Origin of the sequence: Virgibacillus dakarensis (assembly GCF_900155625.1) — a bacterium.
Classification (GTDB): domain Bacteria; phylum Bacillota; class Bacilli; order Bacillales; family Amphibacillaceae; genus Lentibacillus_C; species Lentibacillus_C populi.
The window spans coordinates 1,424,927-1,444,086 of sequence record NZ_LT732553.1; the positions used below are offsets into that span (position 1 = coordinate 1,424,927).

Sequence of the window (19,160 nt, forward strand, 5' to 3'; positions counted from 1 at the left end):
ATCTTCAGTTTTTGCCCTCATTTCTCCCCGAACGTTAACGGCTTTTTGCCATTTCACCAATGGAACGTTTAAATAACGTTAAAAACGATGCAGGCTCCACATCTTTTCCAATCGTTAATGGCGTTTCGGACAACACTTTATTCCCGTTTTTGACAACTAATGTCCCCACATGATCCCCTTTTTTCAATGGCAAAGTAAAATTACTTTTCAGTTTAACAACAGTTTTAATATCTTTTGGTTCTTGGCCTTTTTTGTGAAGGGTACTAATTGATTCCGACGCAACAACGTCTATCTTCTCATCCTCAGCTTTTAATAAATTTAATGTTGTAATTGGCTGCCCTTTTTCAAATAATTTCTTTGTTCCAAACTGATTAAAGGCATAATCTAGCATCTGGGTAACGGTTGCATTACGTTCTTTTGTTGTTTTTGCCCCCATAACGATAGCAATGACGCGCATATTTTCTTTCTCGGCAGTCGCTGTCAAGCAATATTTCGCCTCATTTGTATAACCAGTTTTGAGTCCATCAACACCAGGGTAAAACTTCACCAGTTTATTGGTATTGACTAACCAGAACTCATCCTCTGTTCCTTTTCGTAAATAATCCTCATAGATTGATGTGTAATCCGTGATCTTTTCGTATTTTAATAGTTCTTTTGCCATTACCGCCATATCATAGGCAGTACTGTAATGATCCTCTGCCGGAAGTCCGGTGCAATTTTGAAAATGTGTATTTTTTAAACCTAATTCTTTTACTTTTTTATTCATCTTTTTGACAAATGCTTCTTCACTGCCGGCTAATCGCTCAGCCATTGCCACACTCGCATCGTTTCCCGACGCAATGGAAATACCCTTTAATAGATCATTGACGGTCATTTCCTCACCAGCTTCCAAGAATAATTGAGATCCTCCCATGGATGCTGCTCGTTCACTTATTTGAATTTTTTCATCGAGCTTTACGTTTCCTTTGTCCAGCTCCTCCATAATTAATAATAGGGTCATAATTTTTGTCATACTTGCAGGCGGAAGCTTTTCGTTTGCATTTTTATCGAATAGCATTTTTCCCGTGTCACGTTCCATTAGTATTGCTGACTTTGCATCAGGTGCAAGGTTTGGAGTTTGATCCGCTTCAGCAGCATCCTTCTCCTCGGCAAATACAGGTACCGTCGTGGCGCATAGTAATGAAAGAACCATACTAACTAGTAAAACATATTTTTTCATAACCTTACCTCCAAGAGTCAATATAACTCTAGGATTGCCATGAATATAATTTTTTATAACTTAAAAAAGCACACATAATTAATGTGTGCTTTTATCTGCTAGGAAATTCAATTTTTAATGAATTGCGAATAACAGTGCTAATTGGCTATGTCCAAATCTGGTTCAACCGCAGGTGTGCTTCCGCCTGTGTTTATCGTTGTTTTGTAACAACATCATGAATTAAAGATGGTGCAGAAACATGCTCATCGGAAATAGCGATACTAGCATATAATTTTTCTTTAACATCCTCAATTGAATCCTGATTCGTATGGATGGTTAACAGCGATTCCCCTTCTTTGACAGGATCACCAACCTTTTTATTTAAAACAATTCCGACAGCTAAATCAATAACTGATTCTTTTGTCGCACGGCCAGCCCCAAGCATCATGGCAGCCGTACCGACATCATCGGCGACAATGTGTTGAATGGTTCCGGATTTTTTGGCCGACAATTCGATTTTGTTGGTGGCTTGCGGAAGCAAATCTGGATTATCGGCAACCGATGCATCACCACCCTGTGACGCTAGAAAAATTTTAAATTGCTCCAATGCTTTGCCGTTTTCGATATTTGCTTTCAATTTTGCTTTTGCCTCGTCCAGACTGCCTGCTTTGTTAGCTAAAACAACCATCTGGCTGCCTAAGGTTAAGCACAGCTCGGTTAAGTCCTCCGGCCCGTTCCCTTTTAATGTATCGATTGCTTCTTTTACCTCAAGTGCATTGCCAATTGCCTTACCAAGCGGCTGGCTCATATCCGAAATCACCGCCATTGTTTTTCTGCCGACGTGATTACCGATGGAAACCATTGCATGTGCCAGCTCCCGAGCATCATCGAGATTTTTCATGAATGCACCTGCTCCAGTCTTGACATCAAGCACAATCGCATCAGCTCCGGAGGCAATCTTTTTACTCATAATCGAACTTGCGATTAGTGGAATTGAATTTACGGTAGCTGTAACGTCCCGCAGACTATAAAGTTTTTTATCAGCAGGTGTTAAATTGCCTGTCTGACCAATAACCGCAACTTTATTTTTATTTACCAAATTAATAAATTCATCGCCCGTTATTTCAACGTGAAATCCGGGAACAGCTTCCAATTTATCAATTGTGCCCCCGGTGTGGCCTAAACCTCTGCCACTCATTTTTGCGACAGGCACGCCTAGTGACGCTACAAGAGGTGCCAAAATTAATGTTGTCGTATCCCCAACACCACCTGTCGAATGTTTATCAACCTTTATACCGGAAATGGCTGACAGATCTATTTTGTCACCGGAATCGACCATTGCTGAGGTTAAAATAGCCCGTTCTGCTTTCGTCATATCCTGAAAATAAATGGCCATCAATAATGCACTAACTTGATAATCAGGGATTTCCCCATTCGTATATCCATTAACGAAAAAATGTATTTCCTGTTCGGTCAGTTCTCCTCCATCCCGTTTTTTCTCTATAATGTCAAACATTCTCATTTCATATCACCTTTTTCTGTTGGTAATGTACGGACAATTTCCTGTACAAATTGTAAAAAGTTTTCCCGAACCTTTTCCGTTGTTTCGATTACTTCTTGATGGGTTAATGGCTGATCCAAGATCCCTGCTGCCATGTTGGAAATACAAGAAATTCCCAACACACGTAAATCTGCATGACCGGCAACAATTACCTCTGGAACGGTTGACATACCGACAGCGTCACCACCCCATCTCCGTAGCATCTTAATTTCTGCCGGTGTTTCATACGCAGGACCGGTATTACCAACGTATACCCCTTTTTGAATACCGACAGCTAATTTTTTCGCACAAGCTTCCGCGTGCTTGATGTATGCCTTATCATACACTTGCGACATATCGGGGAACCGTGCTCCAATAGCCTCATCGTTTGGACCGATGAGCGGATTTGTCCCCATATTATTGATATGATCGGTTATTAACATCAGATCGCCAGGAGCAAAGCTTTCATTTATCCCTCCAGCCGCGTTTGTCACCACAAGTGAGGTAATACCGATTTCTTTCATAACCCGTACTGGAAACGTTACCTGTTTCATGGAATAACCTTCATAAAAATGAAACCGTCCTTGCATGGCAATAACTTGTTTACCTTCCAAAACTCCCGCCACAAGCTGTCCTTTATGGCCTGAAACCGTTGATACAGGAAAATGCGGGATTTCGCTATACGGAATAACAACCTGATTTTCTATTTTATCTGCTAGTACGCCTAAACCAGAGCCTAAAATCAAACCGATCGATGGTTCAGCTGTTAATTTTTCCAGGATAAACGTGCTTGCTTCGTTGATTTCTACCTGATTCATGTAGATACTTCCTCTCCTAAAAATTGTCGTTATGTATGGTTCGGAAACCGCCATTTCATACACTGGTTTCCGAGGTGTACCTGCTTTAAATCTCCGTTAAAAAACTTTTGCCGTACGCAGGCATTTTCACATCAAAGTTATCGGCAATAGTTGCCCCAATGTCGGCGAAGGTTTCCCGTAATGGCAATTGTTTTCCCTCGCTACTATTTGGATGATAAACAAGTAATGGGACATATTCGCGTGTATGGTCTGTTCCGTGGTGGATTGGGTCATTTCCGTGATCAGCAGTAATAATCAGCAAATCGTTATCAGTAAGTTTTTCCAATACTTCCGGAAGTCTTGCATCGTATGCTTCCAATGCTTTTCCATACCCGATTGGATCACGCCTGTGACCATATTTTGCATCAAAGTCCACCAAGTTTAAAAAGCTGATACCGTTAAAATCTTTTTTCATCGATTCAACCAGTTTTGTCATCCCATCCTCGTTGTCTCTTGTCCGAATTTTCTCGGTAACCCCTTCACCATCATAAATATCAGAAATTTTCCCAAGCGCAATCACGTCATAGCCGCTATCCTTTAATTCGTTCATCACGGTACGGCCAAATGGTTTCAATGCGTAATCATGCCGATTGGAGGTCCGTTCAAATGCACCTGGTTTGCCAACAAATGGCCGGGCAATGACCCGCCCTACCATGTACCGTTCATCAAGGGTTAATTCGCGGGCGATTTCACAGATTTGATACAGTTCATCAAGTGGAACTACTTCTTCATGGGCGGCAATTTGTAATACGGAATCAGCTGACGTATAGACGATTAATGCACCGGTTTTCATATGCTCCTCACCAAGCTCATCAAGGATCGCGGTTCCTGATGCAGGTTTATTTCCAATAATTTTTCGTCCTGTTTTCGTTTCCAATTCGTTGATTAATTCAGGCGGAAATCCGTCGGGAAAAGTTCGAAAAGGCTGCTGAATGTTTAACCCCATGATTTCCCAGTGACCGGTCATCGTGTCTTTACCATTCGATGCTTCCTGCATTTTGGTGTATGAGGCCATTGGCGATGCAGCTTTTTCTATCCCGTCAATCTGTCTGATATTGCTAAGTCCTAATTTGCCCATATTCGGCATATCCAGCCCATTCATTTTCTCAGCAATATGACCTAATGTGTCGGCACCTGCATCACCAAATTTTTCTGCGTCTGGTGCTTCTCCGATTCCAACTGAGTCCATTACAATCAAAAATACGCGTTTAAATTTATCCATTATAAAACCTCCCATAGTTATCTTTCCTATTTATGTCTATTCTACTACTTTAGAGTACCATTTAACTGTCCTATACGAGTTAAATTAAATTCCGAAATAGCCACGTCCAGCTCTAGCGCCCAGCGGCTAGTGGACTTCCTTCACCTCCGTACGATAAGTCAACATCGGTGAAAGAGGAAGTTCGGTTAAAATCGCAACGTCCTGTTGCAACACCGAACTGACCTGCATCCTGCAGCCCCCAGCTCACCGTGTTTCCTTTATCTCCTGCGTAGGAATGTTCGGTTAAAATCGCCGCTTTGCGCGGCAACACCGAACCACCCTGCATGGCAGGGCGCAGTCCATACGCCGCTAACCGGGCGCTTCCGCTTTTGCGTTTATGTTGTAGGATGTCAGACAACTGCTCGTAAAAATTTATGCCCGTGGATGATAGGTTTTGTACACATCTTTCAATCTAGCTTTTGTTACATGTGTATAGATTTGTGTCGTGGAAATGTCCGCGTGCCCAAGCATTTCCTGTACTGAACGTAAATCAGCCCCATTTTCCAATAAATGTGTGGCGAATGAATGCCGTAATGTATGGGGAGTTATTGTTTTCGTGATACCCGCATCCCTTGCTTCGGCCTTAAGGATTTTCCAAAACCCCTGCCGTGTCAGTGGTCTGCCATGCTGATTGACGAACAACGCATCCGTCCCATTCCGTTTTACCAACCTGCTGCGTGCGCGCTGTAAATAATCATCCACAGCTTCTTTCGCAATATTGCCAAGCGGTACAATTCTTTCCTTCGATCCTTTACCAAGGCATCTAAGAAAGCCCATTGTCAAATGAAGATCAGTAACTTTAAGCGAAACTAATTCCGTTACCCTCAGTCCTGTTGCATACAATAATTCCAGCATTGCCTTATTCCGTATTTTCAATGGTGAATTCCCGCTGACGGAAAGCAAAGCTTCTACATCCTTTGGAGAAAGGATATCCGGAAGTTTTCTTTCCAGCTTCGGTGTTTCAATATGTAAACTGGCATCATGAGAAACTAGCTGTTCACCAATTAAAAAGCGATGCAATAATCGAATCGATGACAGGGTTCTGGCGATTGTCGCAGCGGATTTTCCGTTATCTTTTAACATATACAAAAATCCTGTAATATCGCTTCTTTGAACCATTTCCCACTTTGACCTTTGTGCGACTTTTTCAACGTAGTGAAGATAATGTTTCAAGTCCCGTCGATATGATTTTAATGTATTGTCAGATAACCCGCGTTCAATTTGCAGATAATGAAAAAAATCTTCTAATTGAGACACCAGCATAGCTATTACTCTCCTAATCGGAAAAATAAGTTCAAACGATCAACGAAACTTTGATCTGCCTTAAAGACTTTCACGGATGGACCTTCAGGCGAATCGTAACGATGCATTTGTTCATATTCGGTGTTCATAATCCGCAAACCGAAATAGAACAAAAACGTACAGGCAATGAAAATAACAAAAATTTTTATTGTATCCCATATCATCTGCTTCACGTGGCATATCCCCTTTTAAAATAGCTGCTTTATTTAAAAGATATGCCAAAAAAGAGGAACAATATACATACAAGCCTAAGAAAAACGTACATCTGCCTCATTATTTAATGGGTCAGAAACCGGATTCGCAGAAAACAGTACGTAATCGATTTCAATTACAACATTACCTACTTTCAAAATACCCTATTTTCTTCGGTTTGTAAATCAGGAAGACTGACTGCAGTTCTGCACTTCAGAGTCAGCGGAATACTCTCCAGAATAATGAAACACTATTAAGCATTTCATTAGAAAAACCTGGCGACGACAGAGAATTGTATATAACGAGCTAGTTTACCTAACGAAATAGATAAAGCAAAATTAGTAAGAGCTTCCCATTCCCAAATCGATCGTCACCAAATGGTGGTCTTTGTCACGTACGGCTGCATAGAAAATAGTTTCCTGATCTGGATAACCGGCTAATTGTAATTCTTTTTTCAGCCATTGTTCGTCTTTATTAAGATATTTTAAATTTCGATACTGAATCTTTCCTTCGACGATTACAGCTATCGGAATGCCTTGATAGTCGGTTTTCATCCCTAACTGGCCTGGTGTTACCGGCGCAGTCTCCCGTTTTGGGATAATACTAATCTCCCCACTCGTTTCAATAATGGCAAACTCAACAAGCGTTAAGTCTGGATAACCTTTTTCCCGGAGACTTGACAACACTCCAGCCAATGTAAAATGGGTCCGTTTTAAATTTTCCTTTATCAATTTTCCATGTTTAATTATCAAAGTAGGCTGACCGATGAAAATCTTATTCAGTGCATTGATAAGCGTAAGTTTCGATAAAACAATATGCAGGACACCGATAACCATTACCCCGACAATTGCATAGCTGAATTTTTCGGTAACTAATGGTCCCATTGCCAGCGTAATGACAAAGAAAATACCTGTCAAATCGTGAGCAGTTAATTGGGCGAAAGCAGATTTTCCCATTAGCCGGATAACACCAATAGCTATGATGTATAAAATAATCGCCTTTCCGATAAATAAAAACACAAACTAACCCCTGCCTTCAAAACAGTCTCCAAAATTAGTATGTGTTAATTTTGCAGAAATATTGTTACAGAAAAATCCATTTATTTCCTAATAATATGAGGTCTTTTTGCCCCTGTAAACACAAAAAACCGCCCAATTATGGACAGTTTTCCTTTCATTCCCTTTAACATCTCCACATACATCTTTTATATGTATGTAGCGAATTTCCTGTAGTCATTTTTACCTACAGGAAAAAACCTTCAGGGTATCAAATCATGTCGTTTTAACCGCAACTTTCTGACATTGCTTGCAAATACCATGAAATGTCAGGCGGTGGTCTTTTACTTGAAATCCCCAATCGTTCTCAACAATTTTCTCAACGTCTCCTAATAGATCATCGACAATCTCTTCAACCGATCCACATTCGATACAGACAAGATGATGATGAAAATGCTCTGCTCCTTCTTTACGCAGATCATAACGGGAAACCCCATCACCGAAGTTTATTTTATCAACAATTTTCAATTCCGATAACAATTCTAATGTACGGTAAACAGTAGCTAGTCCGATTTCCGGCGCTTTTTCTTTTACAAGTAAATAAATATCCTCGGCGCTAAGGTGGTCTTCCTCGCGTTCCAATAATACTCTAACCGTCGCTTCCCGTTGTGGAGTCAGCTTATAGCTTTGTGCATGGAGCTGCTTTTTAATCCGTTCAATACGGTGTTCCATGGCCATGCGGATCCCCTCCCTCTTATCCCCATCTTCATTATATGCATTGTGGAAACCAGTGTCAAAGTATAATTATTTTAAATTACTTCCAACAATTAATATTATATAATAATAATTATTATTTATAAAGTGACTTGATTAGAGCTTCCATCGCTTCGTTACTAACAAAGGCTTCCATACCCGCTGCAACAATGGAGAGACCCAATAAAAGGGAAAAGATGGTAACATATTTGCCAAACGGCTGCAAAATCGGTCTGGACAATTTATTGGTAAAAAGTTTGTTTAACAAGGTTAAAGAAAAAATCATCGACAAACTTCCGGCTGCAATGTAGATCGGGATAATGAGAAAGTTTTGCGGAGCAATCGCGAGTGATGCAAGTGCCAATCCCTTTATCCCAAGCTGATTTACAATAAAACCTACCGAAAAGCCAACGACTAATCCTTTTAAAAATAATAAAATCCAAACAATTGGCAGTCCGATAACGGATAAACCTAATACAAACAAAAGCAATAAATATTTCGTATGGTAAAAAAAGCTTTCTTTTAAAATTTCCACATTTTCAATCTGTTCCTTATCCGTAATTTGTCCAAAAAAACGTTCTAAATAAAAAAACAAATCCTGTTTCTGAACAAAATGCATGCTGTTCACGATAATCGCACCAAAAATAACGCCGGTTAAAAACAAAATAATCATAAACAGGTATATTGCCGCATGTTCCTTTACGTGATTTACTGCCAGAGTTCTCTTTTGGTACATCGGAATCCTCCATTCAAATTCAAAGCTAAATAACATTTTGACACAGATCGTCTAAATCGCTTTTAAAAGATTATGTGTATAGTTAAAATCTATGAAGAATTCCTGTTAAAAATACCAAATTTACTTTTTCCATACGTATTTTTTATAGTTTTATTGTGGCAACTTGTTACGTTTATTCCGATTGGGCGATACTGCCATATCTTCCGCCACCGCCAGCATTGATCATCTGCCTCCCTTCTCGCATTTCGATAATAGCATTTGCTAGTTTATCCGGGACTATCTCTCGTAACTCTTCTAGTGTGGCATGGTGAATCACATTCATTTCCGTTTGAAATCGATCTAACAGCTTTTGGAATGTTTTTGGACCGAGTTTCGGCAAATACTCTAACGGAACCTGATACAAATAAAGCGGCCGTTCCCTCGTAACATTATCTGCGTCCGTTAATTCCTGTATACGGTCAAAAACACCATTGATAATTTTTTTCGAACCACAGCTTGGACATTGCTCCGTTTTATACGGTACTTTTGTCATACAATTGCTGCACACCGTTGTATGGTATTTACCCAATTGTGGATTCATCCCGAAATTTTTCGTTATTTTACGTCCATTCACTTCATGAAGTGCCCAATAAAATTCTGTAAACGAAGGCTCTTCCATCTGAATTTCCTGATACTCTCTCGCTATTTTTGCTAACGAGTGGGCATCCGAATTAGAAACAAACGTATAATCATGTAATTCACTGATCTGATCGGCCATATCGGTATCTGAGCTTAAACCAAGTTCGATTCCATCGATAAGGTCTGGATCAAATACTTCTTTTAGTGATTTGTGCACACCCTTCCCATACATGCTTTTAAACGGAGTAAATACATGAGCAGGGATAAAAATTCCTTCTAGTTCTTTCACTTTATATTGCAGCTCTTTGGCGGTTCCATAGTAGCGCTGGGAACTCAATGTAATATTTTTCATTTTCGTAGTCAGCCATTCGGAAAACAATTCCATTTTCTGGAGCGTCGGAAAAAAACAGAGCACGTGAATCGGGCCTTTACAATTCTCATCATAGACCTCTATTTCCGATCCCAATAGCAATGTCACCTTTTCAAACCGTACTCCTCCGTTATCCAGTTCAAAGGCAGCACCATTTTCGATTAGCTGCTTGATTTCCTGCTGCACAGCCGGGGCATGACTATCAATGACGCCAACCATTTGAATTCCTTTATTTCTGCTCGCTTCTTTTAAGATATTCGTTAATGTTAATGTTTTAGCGCCAGTTATTTTTACTGGCTTATCATACATATCTCTGCCAATATGTATGTGCATATCAGCGAAATAGGATTGTAACATGGTTTACATCATCTCCAACATTTCTAGGTAAAGAATCGCATAATTTGTTTTCGCATCGTGAATCCGCTGTTCTTTTACATATTGTTTTGCTTCTTCTAATGTTAATTCTATTAATTCAACAAATTCATCCTCATCACCAGCCACCTTTTTTGTTAAGGGCTGCAGCTGATCGGTTAAGTACATATGCATTAGTTCATCGGCAAATCCCGGTGACGTATAGAAGGATGTAACAAACTTAAGCTGATTTGTTGTATAGCCTGTTTCCTCTTCCAGTTCCCGTACTGCAGTAACTTCCGGCTTTTCCCCTTGTTCCAGTTTACCAGCAGGGATTTCAATGAGAGATTTCTCAAGTGGTTTCCGATATTGTTCAACAAAAATGATTTTCTTATCCTTTGTAATCGGAATAATGGCTACCGCACCTGGGTGTTTAATCAATTCTCGTTTCGCTGTATTTCCGTCTGGCAATGTCACGTCATCTACCTGCAGCTTGACTACTTTTCCATCGTATATCTTCTCTGTCCGAATTGTTTTTTCTTCAAATTTATTCATCATATCAACCTCATTTTTTATACTAAATTCCATTTTACCACAATTGAAATGCTTGAGTTTGTTATGAGCTATTTTTACAATAGATATAGGTGTTGAACAGGAGGCAATGAAATGCAGAAAAATCAACTTGGAAAATCGGATTTATTTATTTCACAGTTAACACTCGGATGTATGTCACTGGGAACGGATAAAAAACAAGCGCAGACGATTATTGATCAAGCACTGGATGCTGGGATCAACCACCTGGATACTGCTGATCTGTATGATTTTGGCTTGAATGAGGAAATCGTTGGTCAGGCGATAAAAGATAAACGTGAGCAGGTCATTATCACGTCGAAGGTTGGTAATCATTTTGATCGTGACGCAAAAGATTGGTTCTGGGATCCGTCCAAAGCACATATTATAGAAGGTTTGAAGGATAGTTTACAACGGTTAAAAACAGATTATATTGATTTTTACATGCTGCACGGCGGTACCATTGACGATCCGATTAATGAATCGATTGAGGCTTTTGAGGAGTTGAAAAAAGACGGGCTGATTCGTGCGTACGGAATTTCTTCTATTCGTCCTAATGTAATTCGGGAATATGTCAAACGTTCAAGCATTGATGCCGTAATGATGCAATATAGTATGCTCGATCGGCGACCGGAAGAGGAAATTTTGGATCTGCTCCAGCAAAATACTATCAGCGTTCTTGCCCGTGGGCCTTTGGCAAAAGGCATACTAAGCGACAATGGCGAAAAACAAATCGAGCGGAAATCACGCGAAGGCTATTTGGATTATACGTATGAGGAATTGGTCAAAGTTTATGATGAAATAAAAGATGTGATCGGCGATAGTGCCTCCTTCAACACTGCAGCACTGCAATACGTGCTTCATCATCCAGCAGTTGCCAGTGCTGTGTTCGGGGCAAGCTCAGTAGAACAGCTTCGTGAAAATACCGCAATTAGTCAGGCTGCTCCATTACCAGAAGAAAAATATCAAGCATTACAAGCAGTTACGAAACCCATGCAGTATACGAATCACCGGTAATAAATCAGGATCGCCATGGTATGGCGATCCTGGAATTTCACCGGTCTTGATTTCAAAGTGCCATGGTACGACTCTTAAAATGTCGTCCATTTTCATCATAAAGCTTTGGACAACTTAAGGATCAATAGCTTTTATACTATTTTCCTGGCTCAATCAAATCCGTATCGGCCGGTGTATAACCTAACTGCCGACTCATGGAGACAATTTGCCCTTTGTGGTGAAACTCGTGGGTAATGACGTGTGTGTAAAGCCAGAGAGGTGTTAAATCATCAGCTTCCTCTTGCCACGGAACAGGACCAGTAATCGCAATTTCCCACCGGCCTTCAAACTCCCTAAGAAACTCTTCAACAAGATTGTCTACCTCGTTAAAAACCTTGCGCATCTCCTGCACGTTACTTACTCGATCAGGAGTTGCCAGAGAAATTCCTTTCTTAAGTCCGAAATTCCCAAGCCAAGACTGATAACATTCGGCACACGTGCACATGAAGGTTTCGGATGGAACCCCAGCCAAATTTGTCAAGTTCGAAAATATAATCTTCTATTGCTAATGATTCACAATAATGAAATAAGTTCTCTCTGGTCAAACGTATCCAGTCATACTGTTTCTTTAATACATTCATAGGTTTTTCACACTCCTGAATGAAGGCTGATTTCTTCAGTTCAACTAACCGTAACTTTAAAAATAAAGTACCATAAGTTCCTCATCATAGTATCTATCATCAATCTTCAATGCTCTTTTATCTATTCCATACGTTTCAAATCCCAAAAAGCGATAGAGGTTTTTGGCAGATTCATTATTTGAAACAACAGACAAATGGACTTGTTCAATCCCGTTTAATTTCTCTGCCTGTTTAATTGCCTCTGCTAACAATTTTTTACCTATTCCATTGCCACGCCGTTCGGGTACTACATACATAGCGTAAATAGTTGCCCTATGTTTTATTTTTATTTTTTGTTCTTTTACTAAGCTAACTACCCCAAAAAGTTTTTCATTTTCAAATGCCCCAAAGGTGTATGAATGATCATCTTTTAACCTGTTTTGAAATACTTCCAGGGGATATTGTTTCTCCTCTTGATAACTTGAAGCGAATGCTTCTGGATTTGTTTGTAATGCTTGAAGCCTTATTTCTAGATATTTTTCAGCGTCCTTGTCATTTAGTTGCCTAATAAACACAGTATTTGATCCCCCTTTCATAGTGTAACTTCTTGTTGAATCTGGCAAAAGTTAGAAGGTTAAAAATTCTTACAAATAAAGTTCTTTTTTATGCCAATTGTGTTTTGGGTAAATGAAATCTAGCGCAATGGCACTTAATACACTTGGAAGCAAAATAAAAGCTAAAAATTGAAGGGTGAAAATTCCACTAACATCAAAATGATCATGGAGCCGACTTAAAATTTGTGTAGCTGTCATAATAGCAACGTGGAATCCAATCGCTGTCCAAACATTGCCTGAGACCGCCCTAAAATAACCTAAGATAAAAGCAAAGCCAGGAATAAACAAAAGCTGTTCCAAGGAATATATAGCCCCTATAAAATAACCAAATAACGAAAACAAAAGTGTTTGTAAGATAAGTGTCATCCAATGGGGAAACCATATATTTAAGTAACGATAAATATATCCTCTAAATATAATTTCTTCTGGTAATGCTTCTATCAAAAAAACAGTAATGAATAAGATCAATAAACTTAACACGAGGTGATTAAAATCTGTTTTCACTGTTATTTCAACCCATCCAACCATCAAACAAATTACCAAACCAATTAGTGCAGGAATAGCCCAGAGAATTAAGCCCACTAAAAATGAAAGGATATTTGTTCGTATAGGGCTTAGGTTGAGTTGTTTCCAAGAAATTTTGTCAATTCTACGTGCAAAATCTATTAAAATAACACTTAATATGGTAGTAATAACCGCAATAAAGAAGTGATTTATGCGGCTATATTCTCCCCCTGAACTTATATCACTAAGGTAGCTTATAAGGTTCCAAATGATAATAGATAATGTAACCACAACAAAAATTATCATTAGTGTATTTTTCATTGTCAATTGATTTTTTTTAACCAAATAAACCACCTTTTTCTTTCTGACTATTTTTGACACAAACTTGAATTGTTGTTTCAAAATCATTATTTCGTTATGCCATGTCTCCCTTCGAACTTGTTTAAAGTCCTTAACTGCTCTTCCGTAATTCCTTTTTGCTTCCTGACTAATTGCCTGCAAATCCATCGAATGCAACCAATGTACTTTTCTTCTCTACTTTTTTTCTATCTTCCTCACTCCATTTTTACAGTTATTTGCACTATCATGTGTTTATTCAAGTGTCGTACTCTTCAGTATCTAACATCTTAAAATATCCTTTTCAATAATCTCGTAAAATCGCTCCTGTTCCTCAATATACGGTGAATGGGCGGAGTGCGAAAAGGTATACATTTTTTTCATTGGTGCTTCGATAGCCTCAAAATACCGTTTTGCTTGTGTATGTGTCGTTTGATAGTCATGTATCCCATGGATGATATAGACTGGAATTTCAAATTTTGGTGCCAACTCAACTAAATCACTTGTGGCCATCTCACGTGCTAACGAAAGATATGAATATGTACTGCCTAAAAGAATATTGATTCGCTCCTGCAATTTATAAGACCCGCAGCTTAATGTCTGAGCCATTGTACGTATGTTTGAATACTGTTTATGCGTCATGCCACCACCATATTTGTTTAAATACTTGCCCCGAATTCGGTTATATCCCCTATTTTCAAAATAGAATGGTAACTGCCTGAATTTCTTTTTGAGCCCTTTTGTCATTTTGTTCGATGGCTGTTTTAAGAAAAAATTCATATGCTTCCTTTTCCGATTTGTTTTGTGCACCTATTTGCCCTGTTCCTATATATGCCTCGTACGTCTTAGGAAACTTTGTCGCTACCAGACTGCCTAAAAGGGTACCCTATGAATGACCAAGCAAATAGATTTTTCTTTACCAAATTTCTTACACAAATATTCCGTTATTTCATTGGTATCCTCAATAAGCTGCTCTACCGTCAACGGGCTTTTGCTATTTCGTTGTTATAGGACATACCCGTTCCTCGTTGGTCCCAGTAGCAGACCGTAAAATAACGTTCCAATTTCAGCCCGGCTTTTTTAATCATCGGATATGCAGGAAATCCAGGGCCACCGTGCAAAAATAACAACACTGGACTGTTCGTATCATCCCCTTTAATCATCATCCCTTGTCTGTGACCATTAATCTCCACATACTCCTTCACAGTAATGCCGTTTTCAACGTCCTTGCCAGAAATATCTTCTGAAACCATTACTTCTCCCTCCCTTATTAAGGTTATTTCTCCATTTTTCTTATTTCGACGATGCCACCTATAAAACCGATAAAGCCGCCTGCTGCTAGAATAATAGGGATAAACGACAAATTCGATATGGAGTCTTTCGTTACTAATCCATACACACCGTAAATGCAGATGATAAGGCTGGAAATCAACCCGATTCGTGCTCTTGTTTTTTTGTTAAACTTCAACACCTCCCAAAAAGTAATAAGAAAATATCCTGGATTGTATTACGGTCTCTTCTCCCACGGTTCCAGTTGCCCAATTACCATCCTTTTCTTACTGTTTTTTATCGCCGTAATTACCCCTTCAGCAATTTCCTTATGATTCAACCACCTGGATGTATTCCCTTCTGCAACAAAACCAAGCTGTATGTCACGGTATTGACAGTTTTCTGGCGTTGAAACCTGCGATTGGATCGATTTTAAGTGATAGCTGCTGCCTTTAATATGAAAAAAATTATAAACTGCTTTTTGCCGGCTGCTGATTTCATCGAGGATTGCCGGAATTGCCTGCGGAGCATCTCCGTGCACCCACGCCACCACCGTATCAATAGCCCCATAATTGGCTATCGCGTTTTGTATAATCTCTCTTAATGCTTCCGTGTTTTTATAATCTTGGGAAACGAGATCTACATTAGCTGTTGAACCAGCAGATTGGAGACGATTCAGTTTTTCTCTGTTTCGTGCTATTACCGAAGTATAGGCGGATTGCTGAATAAGCCATTTTGAAACATCCATTAACATACCGGTTCCACCAATAATTAGTGCATGCTTCATATAATCACTTCCTTTTTATCCCATTATTGTGAAGCGTTTAAAGCTTGATACCATGCCATCGCCTTTCTTTCTATTTCCAAAACAAGCTGTTCCTTTCCTTTTATGTAATCCGTAATATTATGAGGAAAACGTTTGGCCAATTCCTCTTTTAAACTTCCATATTTTTCGGTCACATTTGGGTGTGTCCGCATGTAGTCCCGGAATGCGATGTGTCGTTCTATTTCAGAATCGCCGAATTCGTAAATATGAACATGATGTGTGCGATTATCCCCTCCTTTTTGGAAATAACGCCGCCCAGGTATACCATTCTCTCCCTTTGCCTCATATCCGATGTCCTTCATTGCTGCGTTAAATGCAGCAACCCGGTTGATATTTTTTACTACCGGCATGATATCAATAATCGGCTTTGCTTTCAGCCCTACTACGGATTTACTGCCAATATGGTGAATTTGAACAATTTCAGGACCAAAAACCTCTCGTAATTTATTAGCTTCTTTTGCAAACATCAACGGCCATTTTTCATTATAGGCTGTTACCTTAACCCTTCTCATTCTATTCCCCATTTCAGGAAATGCACCTGGTTTGAACTATAAGGCCTAAAGCTTCGCCCAAATGCTTTTCGTATAAGCAATCCGCATTCCTGCTCTTTCCATATTTTTTTGACTGACACTTCCATACGTTGCCTGCCCAACAATCAAATTGCAATTATGTTGCTTTGCTTGTTGTAATCGTTTCAAGATCAGGGCACTGTGCACACCCCGATTTCGTAATTCCGGAATAGTAGCAGAAGCCGCGAGTGTCCCTATACCATCATATTCAAATAAGACTCCTATTCCAGCAGGTTCTCCTTCATAACTTGCCAAATAAAAAGTCCAATTGTCGTGATTATATAATACTTTATTGTTTTGCGCGACATGTTCTTTTAAAAAAGAAGGCATATGAAAACCTTTTGTATAAATGTCTCCGAAAGTCTCAAATTCATGTTCCCTGATTTTGCGGATAGAAATGGATGCATCTGTTTCTTCGTTCGTAATAACATCGTGAGATAATGAACCTGCGAGTGCAGTATGAAACCCAGATTGAAAGTATCCTTTCTCATGAAGAGCCTTAAATAACTCCAAAGATGCATGTGCCGGAGTTATTTCAAATCTGGCCGGAACTCCCCTTTCCTTGTAAAATTCCAATATAGCGTCCAAATACTTCTCTTCGCTGCCACTAATTCCTTTAACCGTATTAAAGGAAGGACCAGGAATATTCTTTACGGAAAACGCTGTGGCATTGCCAAATTCTTTTATTTCAACGTTCATTGGGTTACCATCCATTTCTTTTATAGCTGTTAGTCTGGACTTCAGAGCCTCTATCTCTGATTGTTCTATTCTCCGGGCAAGATTTCCACTTAAAAAAAGAGACATTGCTTCACCTCACTATTGATTTTTTCATGAAGACCCAATTATTCTATTATTTATCTTAAAACCCTGCTCTTAGTTGTCAGCCCCCGGGCTAGCCAAATTGTCCGTCAATTTTTTTCTATATTGGATCATCTTATATCGTTTGGTTTATATGGTCAGCGAATAGCGATCCCTTTGATCTGATAACTCATAGGGAATTGACCATCCATTTCGTGATTTGATATCACCGAAACAACTATTTTTCGTTACCGTCCAGTAACTGGAGATGAACTACACCATCCTTATCTAAACTTGCAGGGCATCTCCTCCCTTATTTTCAAGTTCCCCTCCATAACACATTCCATTCGCAAGACTAAATATCCTTTTTTTATTCCAAGGTGTACATAAATGAGTTAAAAAATCGTGGTCAACGTCGCTAAGCGGATGGTTTGTAAGGTTTTCTTCCATCATATCAAAAAACATGTTAGGTTTCCTGACAGATTCAATGACAATGACTTTAAGGTGCTTTAAGCTAGGATTAACCAATTAACTTAGAAGGAGGTAGATAAAGTGAACCTGGATATGGTTCTGCAACTTATAATCATCATAGGGTTTCTGCTCCTTGGTAACGGTATCGTCGCTGTATTTCCTATTCCGCTGCCAGGTAGTGTAGTTGGAATGCTACTGCTTTTTGTAGTTCTCATCACCGGAATTTTGAATGTGGAATGGATAGAAAAAGTTTCTTCCTTTCAATTGAAACACCTGACGTTACTGTTTATTCCACCAATTGTCAGTCTGTTTTTATCTTCAGGTTTTCTTGAAATCCTCCAGTGGAATATCTTGATTATTTTAATTGTAAGCAGTATTTGCTGTTTATTAGGGACAGCATTGGCTGTGGAGTGGCTTGAAAAAAGGAGAGGTATGAAATGACAAATTTTATCGTAAATATTTTTTTCTGTATGTCGATTACTTTCGTCTGTTATCTTATTTCCCTAAAACTCTATCGCAAGTATAAAAAGAGCTGGCTTAACCCTTTATACACTGCATCCATCCTGCTTATTCTTCTGCTGCTTGTTTTACCAATTCAAGGGGAAAGCTACCGGGAAGGAAGCTTTATCTTTAACCAACTGTTGCAGCTTGCTGTCGTTTCTTTAGCCGTTCCACTTTACAAACAATGGTCATTCTTAAAGAAAAATTTCAAAAAAATTTGTACTGGAGTTATTTGTGGTACCGCATTAGGGTTGATAGCTGTGCTAGGAATGTCCCAGATTTTTCATTTACCGGAACAGACGAGAGCGTCACTGATTCCAAGATCAGTAACCCTCCCTATTGCTTTGACTGTATCCCGCGACCTTGGCGGACTTACTTCAACGACAGTAATTTTTGTAATTATTTCTGCCCTTATTTCTTTAACGATTGGACCGAAATTATTAAAAAGATTTGGGGTTAGAAGCAAATCTGCGATGGGATTGGCAATGGGTACTTCAGCACAAATGCTTGGGGCAAATCGTTCGCTTGTATGGGGCGAAGAGGAAGGGGCGATGGGAAGTATTGCTATGACTACATCTGCATTATTTCTGTCTGTTTTCGTTCCCATTCTCGCCTACATTTCCCATTTATAAAAAACATGTAAAGCGTCATTTCAAGATCATTATGAGCTTATGGAGGTGTATGATGAAACAAAACCAGCTTCGTAAGGGTATAGATGAGTTGAAACAATTTTACATTCGAAAACTTCGAGATGCTAATGTATTGAATGATTCAGACAAGGATCCTTCCTCCCTTACCTTAAGTGAACTTGCAAATATGTATAAGTTCTATCAACTTTAGGGTTGAGGAACCAGTTCCTCTCTCCTTATTAAGAACTGGTAATATGGCTGCACATAGGCTCTCTGTTCAGGGA

Annotated in this window: 25 protein-coding genes; 3 read left to right on the top strand and 22 right to left on the bottom strand. The window is 39.3% G+C overall.

The features are described from left to right. Positions 1–34 precede the first annotated feature (34 nt). From CZ382_RS07195 to CZ382_RS07250, 12 genes are all read right to left on the bottom strand, one after another. A complete protein-coding gene (locus CZ382_RS07195) occupies positions 35–1,219 on the bottom strand; it encodes a D-alanyl-D-alanine carboxypeptidase family protein (protein WP_088050521.1) in 1,185 nt (394 codons plus the stop codon). Between the two features lie 190 nt (positions 1,220–1,409). Continuing rightward, the gene (locus CZ382_RS07200; RefSeq protein ID WP_088050522.1) at positions 1,410–2,720 is read right to left on the bottom strand and encodes a pyrimidine-nucleoside phosphorylase; all 1,311 of its coding nucleotides are present in this window, start codon (positions 2,718–2,720) and stop codon (positions 1,410–1,412) included. After that, positions 2,717–3,556, bottom strand: coding sequence for a purine-nucleoside phosphorylase (locus CZ382_RS07205; RefSeq protein WP_088050523.1), 840 nt, complete (start codon positions 3,554–3,556; stop codon positions 2,717–2,719). The genes CZ382_RS07200 and CZ382_RS07205 overlap by 4 nt, the downstream gene beginning before the upstream one ends. 85 nt (positions 3,557–3,641) lie before the next feature. Further along, complete coding sequence (gene deoB, locus CZ382_RS07210; protein WP_088050524.1) at positions 3,642–4,817, bottom strand: phosphopentomutase; 1,176 nt, start codon at positions 4,815–4,817, stop codon at positions 3,642–3,644. 112 nt (positions 4,818–4,929) lie between these two features. After that, a complete protein-coding gene (locus CZ382_RS07215) occupies positions 4,930–5,124 on the bottom strand; it encodes a hypothetical protein (protein WP_088050525.1) in 195 nt (64 codons plus the stop codon). A gap of 104 nt (positions 5,125–5,228) precedes the next feature. After that, positions 5,229–6,119 carry a site-specific tyrosine recombinase XerD gene (gene xerD / locus CZ382_RS07220; RefSeq protein WP_088050526.1) on the bottom strand — a complete coding sequence of 297 codons (891 nt, stop codon included), beginning with the start codon at positions 6,117–6,119 and terminating at the stop codon, positions 5,229–5,231. 5 nt (positions 6,120–6,124) lie between these two features. Then, positions 6,125–6,322, bottom strand: a complete 198-nt coding sequence (locus tag CZ382_RS07225) for a DUF4227 family protein (RefSeq protein ID WP_088050998.1) — start codon at positions 6,320–6,322, stop codon at positions 6,125–6,127. Positions 6,323–6,688: 366 nt separating this feature from the next. After that, positions 6,689–7,369, bottom strand: coding sequence for a DUF421 domain-containing protein (locus CZ382_RS07230; RefSeq protein WP_088050527.1), 681 nt, complete (start codon positions 7,367–7,369; stop codon positions 6,689–6,691). A 252-nt stretch (positions 7,370–7,621) separates the two neighbouring features. Further along, on the bottom strand, positions 7,622–8,077 hold the full coding sequence (fur, locus tag CZ382_RS07235; protein ID WP_088050999.1) for a ferric iron uptake transcriptional regulator: 456 nt from the start codon (positions 8,075–8,077) through the stop codon (positions 7,622–7,624). Positions 8,078–8,195: 118 nt separating this feature from the next. Further along, positions 8,196–8,834: a stage II sporulation protein M gene (gene spoIIM / locus CZ382_RS07240; protein WP_088050528.1), complete on the bottom strand. Its 639-nt coding sequence runs from the start codon at positions 8,832–8,834 to the stop codon at positions 8,196–8,198. 172 nt (positions 8,835–9,006) lie between these two features. Beyond that, the gene (locus CZ382_RS07245) at positions 9,007–10,179 is read right to left on the bottom strand and encodes an endonuclease Q family protein (protein WP_088050529.1); all 1,173 of its coding nucleotides are present in this window, start codon (positions 10,177–10,179) and stop codon (positions 9,007–9,009) included. A gap of 3 nt (positions 10,180–10,182) precedes the next feature. Further along, positions 10,183–10,728 (bottom strand): NUDIX hydrolase, encoded by a 546-nt coding sequence (locus CZ382_RS07250; protein ID WP_088050530.1) that lies wholly within the window; start codon positions 10,726–10,728, stop codon positions 10,183–10,185. 111 nt (positions 10,729–10,839) lie between these two features. Between CZ382_RS07250 and CZ382_RS07255 the strand changes: the two genes are divergently transcribed. After that, positions 10,840–11,760 (top strand): aldo/keto reductase, encoded by a 921-nt coding sequence (locus CZ382_RS07255; protein ID WP_088050531.1) that lies wholly within the window; start codon positions 10,840–10,842, stop codon positions 11,758–11,760. 136 nt (positions 11,761–11,896) lie between these two features. Here the strand turns inward: CZ382_RS07255 and CZ382_RS07260 are convergent, their stop codons facing one another. From CZ382_RS07260 to CZ382_RS23665, 10 genes are all read right to left on the bottom strand, one after another. Continuing rightward, entirely contained in the window at positions 11,897–12,244 is a 348-nt protein-coding gene (locus CZ382_RS07260; RefSeq protein ID WP_308777368.1) for a DinB family protein, read from the bottom strand. Between the two features lie 192 nt (positions 12,245–12,436). Beyond that, positions 12,437–12,934, bottom strand: a complete 498-nt coding sequence (locus tag CZ382_RS07265; RefSeq protein WP_188724741.1) for a GNAT family N-acetyltransferase — start codon at positions 12,932–12,934, stop codon at positions 12,437–12,439. Positions 12,935–13,003: 69 nt separating this feature from the next. Continuing rightward, positions 13,004–13,984, bottom strand: a complete 981-nt coding sequence (locus CZ382_RS07270; protein ID WP_088050533.1) for a CPBP family intramembrane glutamic endopeptidase — start codon at positions 13,982–13,984, stop codon at positions 13,004–13,006. Positions 13,985–14,095: 111 nt separating this feature from the next. Then, a complete protein-coding gene (locus tag CZ382_RS24145) occupies positions 14,096–14,593 on the bottom strand; it encodes an alpha/beta fold hydrolase (RefSeq protein WP_230856026.1) in 498 nt (165 codons plus the stop codon). A 200-nt stretch (positions 14,594–14,793) separates the two neighbouring features. Beyond that, positions 14,794–15,066 carry an alpha/beta fold hydrolase gene (locus tag CZ382_RS24150; RefSeq protein WP_230856027.1) on the bottom strand — a complete coding sequence of 91 codons (273 nt, stop codon included), beginning with the start codon at positions 15,064–15,066 and terminating at the stop codon, positions 14,794–14,796. Between the two features lie 23 nt (positions 15,067–15,089). Next, the gene (locus CZ382_RS07280; RefSeq protein ID WP_088050534.1) at positions 15,090–15,281 is read right to left on the bottom strand and encodes a hypothetical protein; all 192 of its coding nucleotides are present in this window, start codon (positions 15,279–15,281) and stop codon (positions 15,090–15,092) included. Positions 15,282–15,320: 39 nt separating this feature from the next. Further along, positions 15,321–15,869: a Rossmann-fold NAD(P)-binding domain-containing protein gene (locus tag CZ382_RS07285; RefSeq protein WP_088050535.1), complete on the bottom strand. Its 549-nt coding sequence runs from the start codon at positions 15,867–15,869 to the stop codon at positions 15,321–15,323. A 23-nt stretch (positions 15,870–15,892) separates the two neighbouring features. Next, positions 15,893–16,420, bottom strand: coding sequence for a GrpB family protein (locus tag CZ382_RS07290; protein ID WP_088050536.1), 528 nt, complete (start codon positions 16,418–16,420; stop codon positions 15,893–15,895). A 45-nt stretch (positions 16,421–16,465) separates the two neighbouring features. Beyond that, complete coding sequence (locus tag CZ382_RS07295; RefSeq protein ID WP_088050537.1) at positions 16,466–17,281, bottom strand: GNAT family N-acetyltransferase; 816 nt, start codon at positions 17,279–17,281, stop codon at positions 16,466–16,468. Positions 17,282–17,563: 282 nt separating this feature from the next. Next, complete coding sequence (locus CZ382_RS23665; protein WP_155554373.1) at positions 17,564–17,740, bottom strand: hypothetical protein; 177 nt, start codon at positions 17,738–17,740, stop codon at positions 17,564–17,566. 87 nt (positions 17,741–17,827) lie between these two features. Between CZ382_RS23665 and CZ382_RS07300 the strand changes: the two genes are divergently transcribed. Continuing rightward, complete coding sequence (locus CZ382_RS07300; protein WP_230856028.1) at positions 17,828–18,187, top strand: CidA/LrgA family protein; 360 nt, start codon at positions 17,828–17,830, stop codon at positions 18,185–18,187. Continuing rightward, the gene (locus CZ382_RS07305) at positions 18,184–18,879 is read left to right on the top strand and encodes an LrgB family protein (protein ID WP_088050538.1); all 696 of its coding nucleotides are present in this window, start codon (positions 18,184–18,186) and stop codon (positions 18,877–18,879) included. The genes CZ382_RS07300 and CZ382_RS07305 overlap by 4 nt, the downstream gene beginning before the upstream one ends. Positions 18,880–19,160 lie beyond the last annotated feature (281 nt).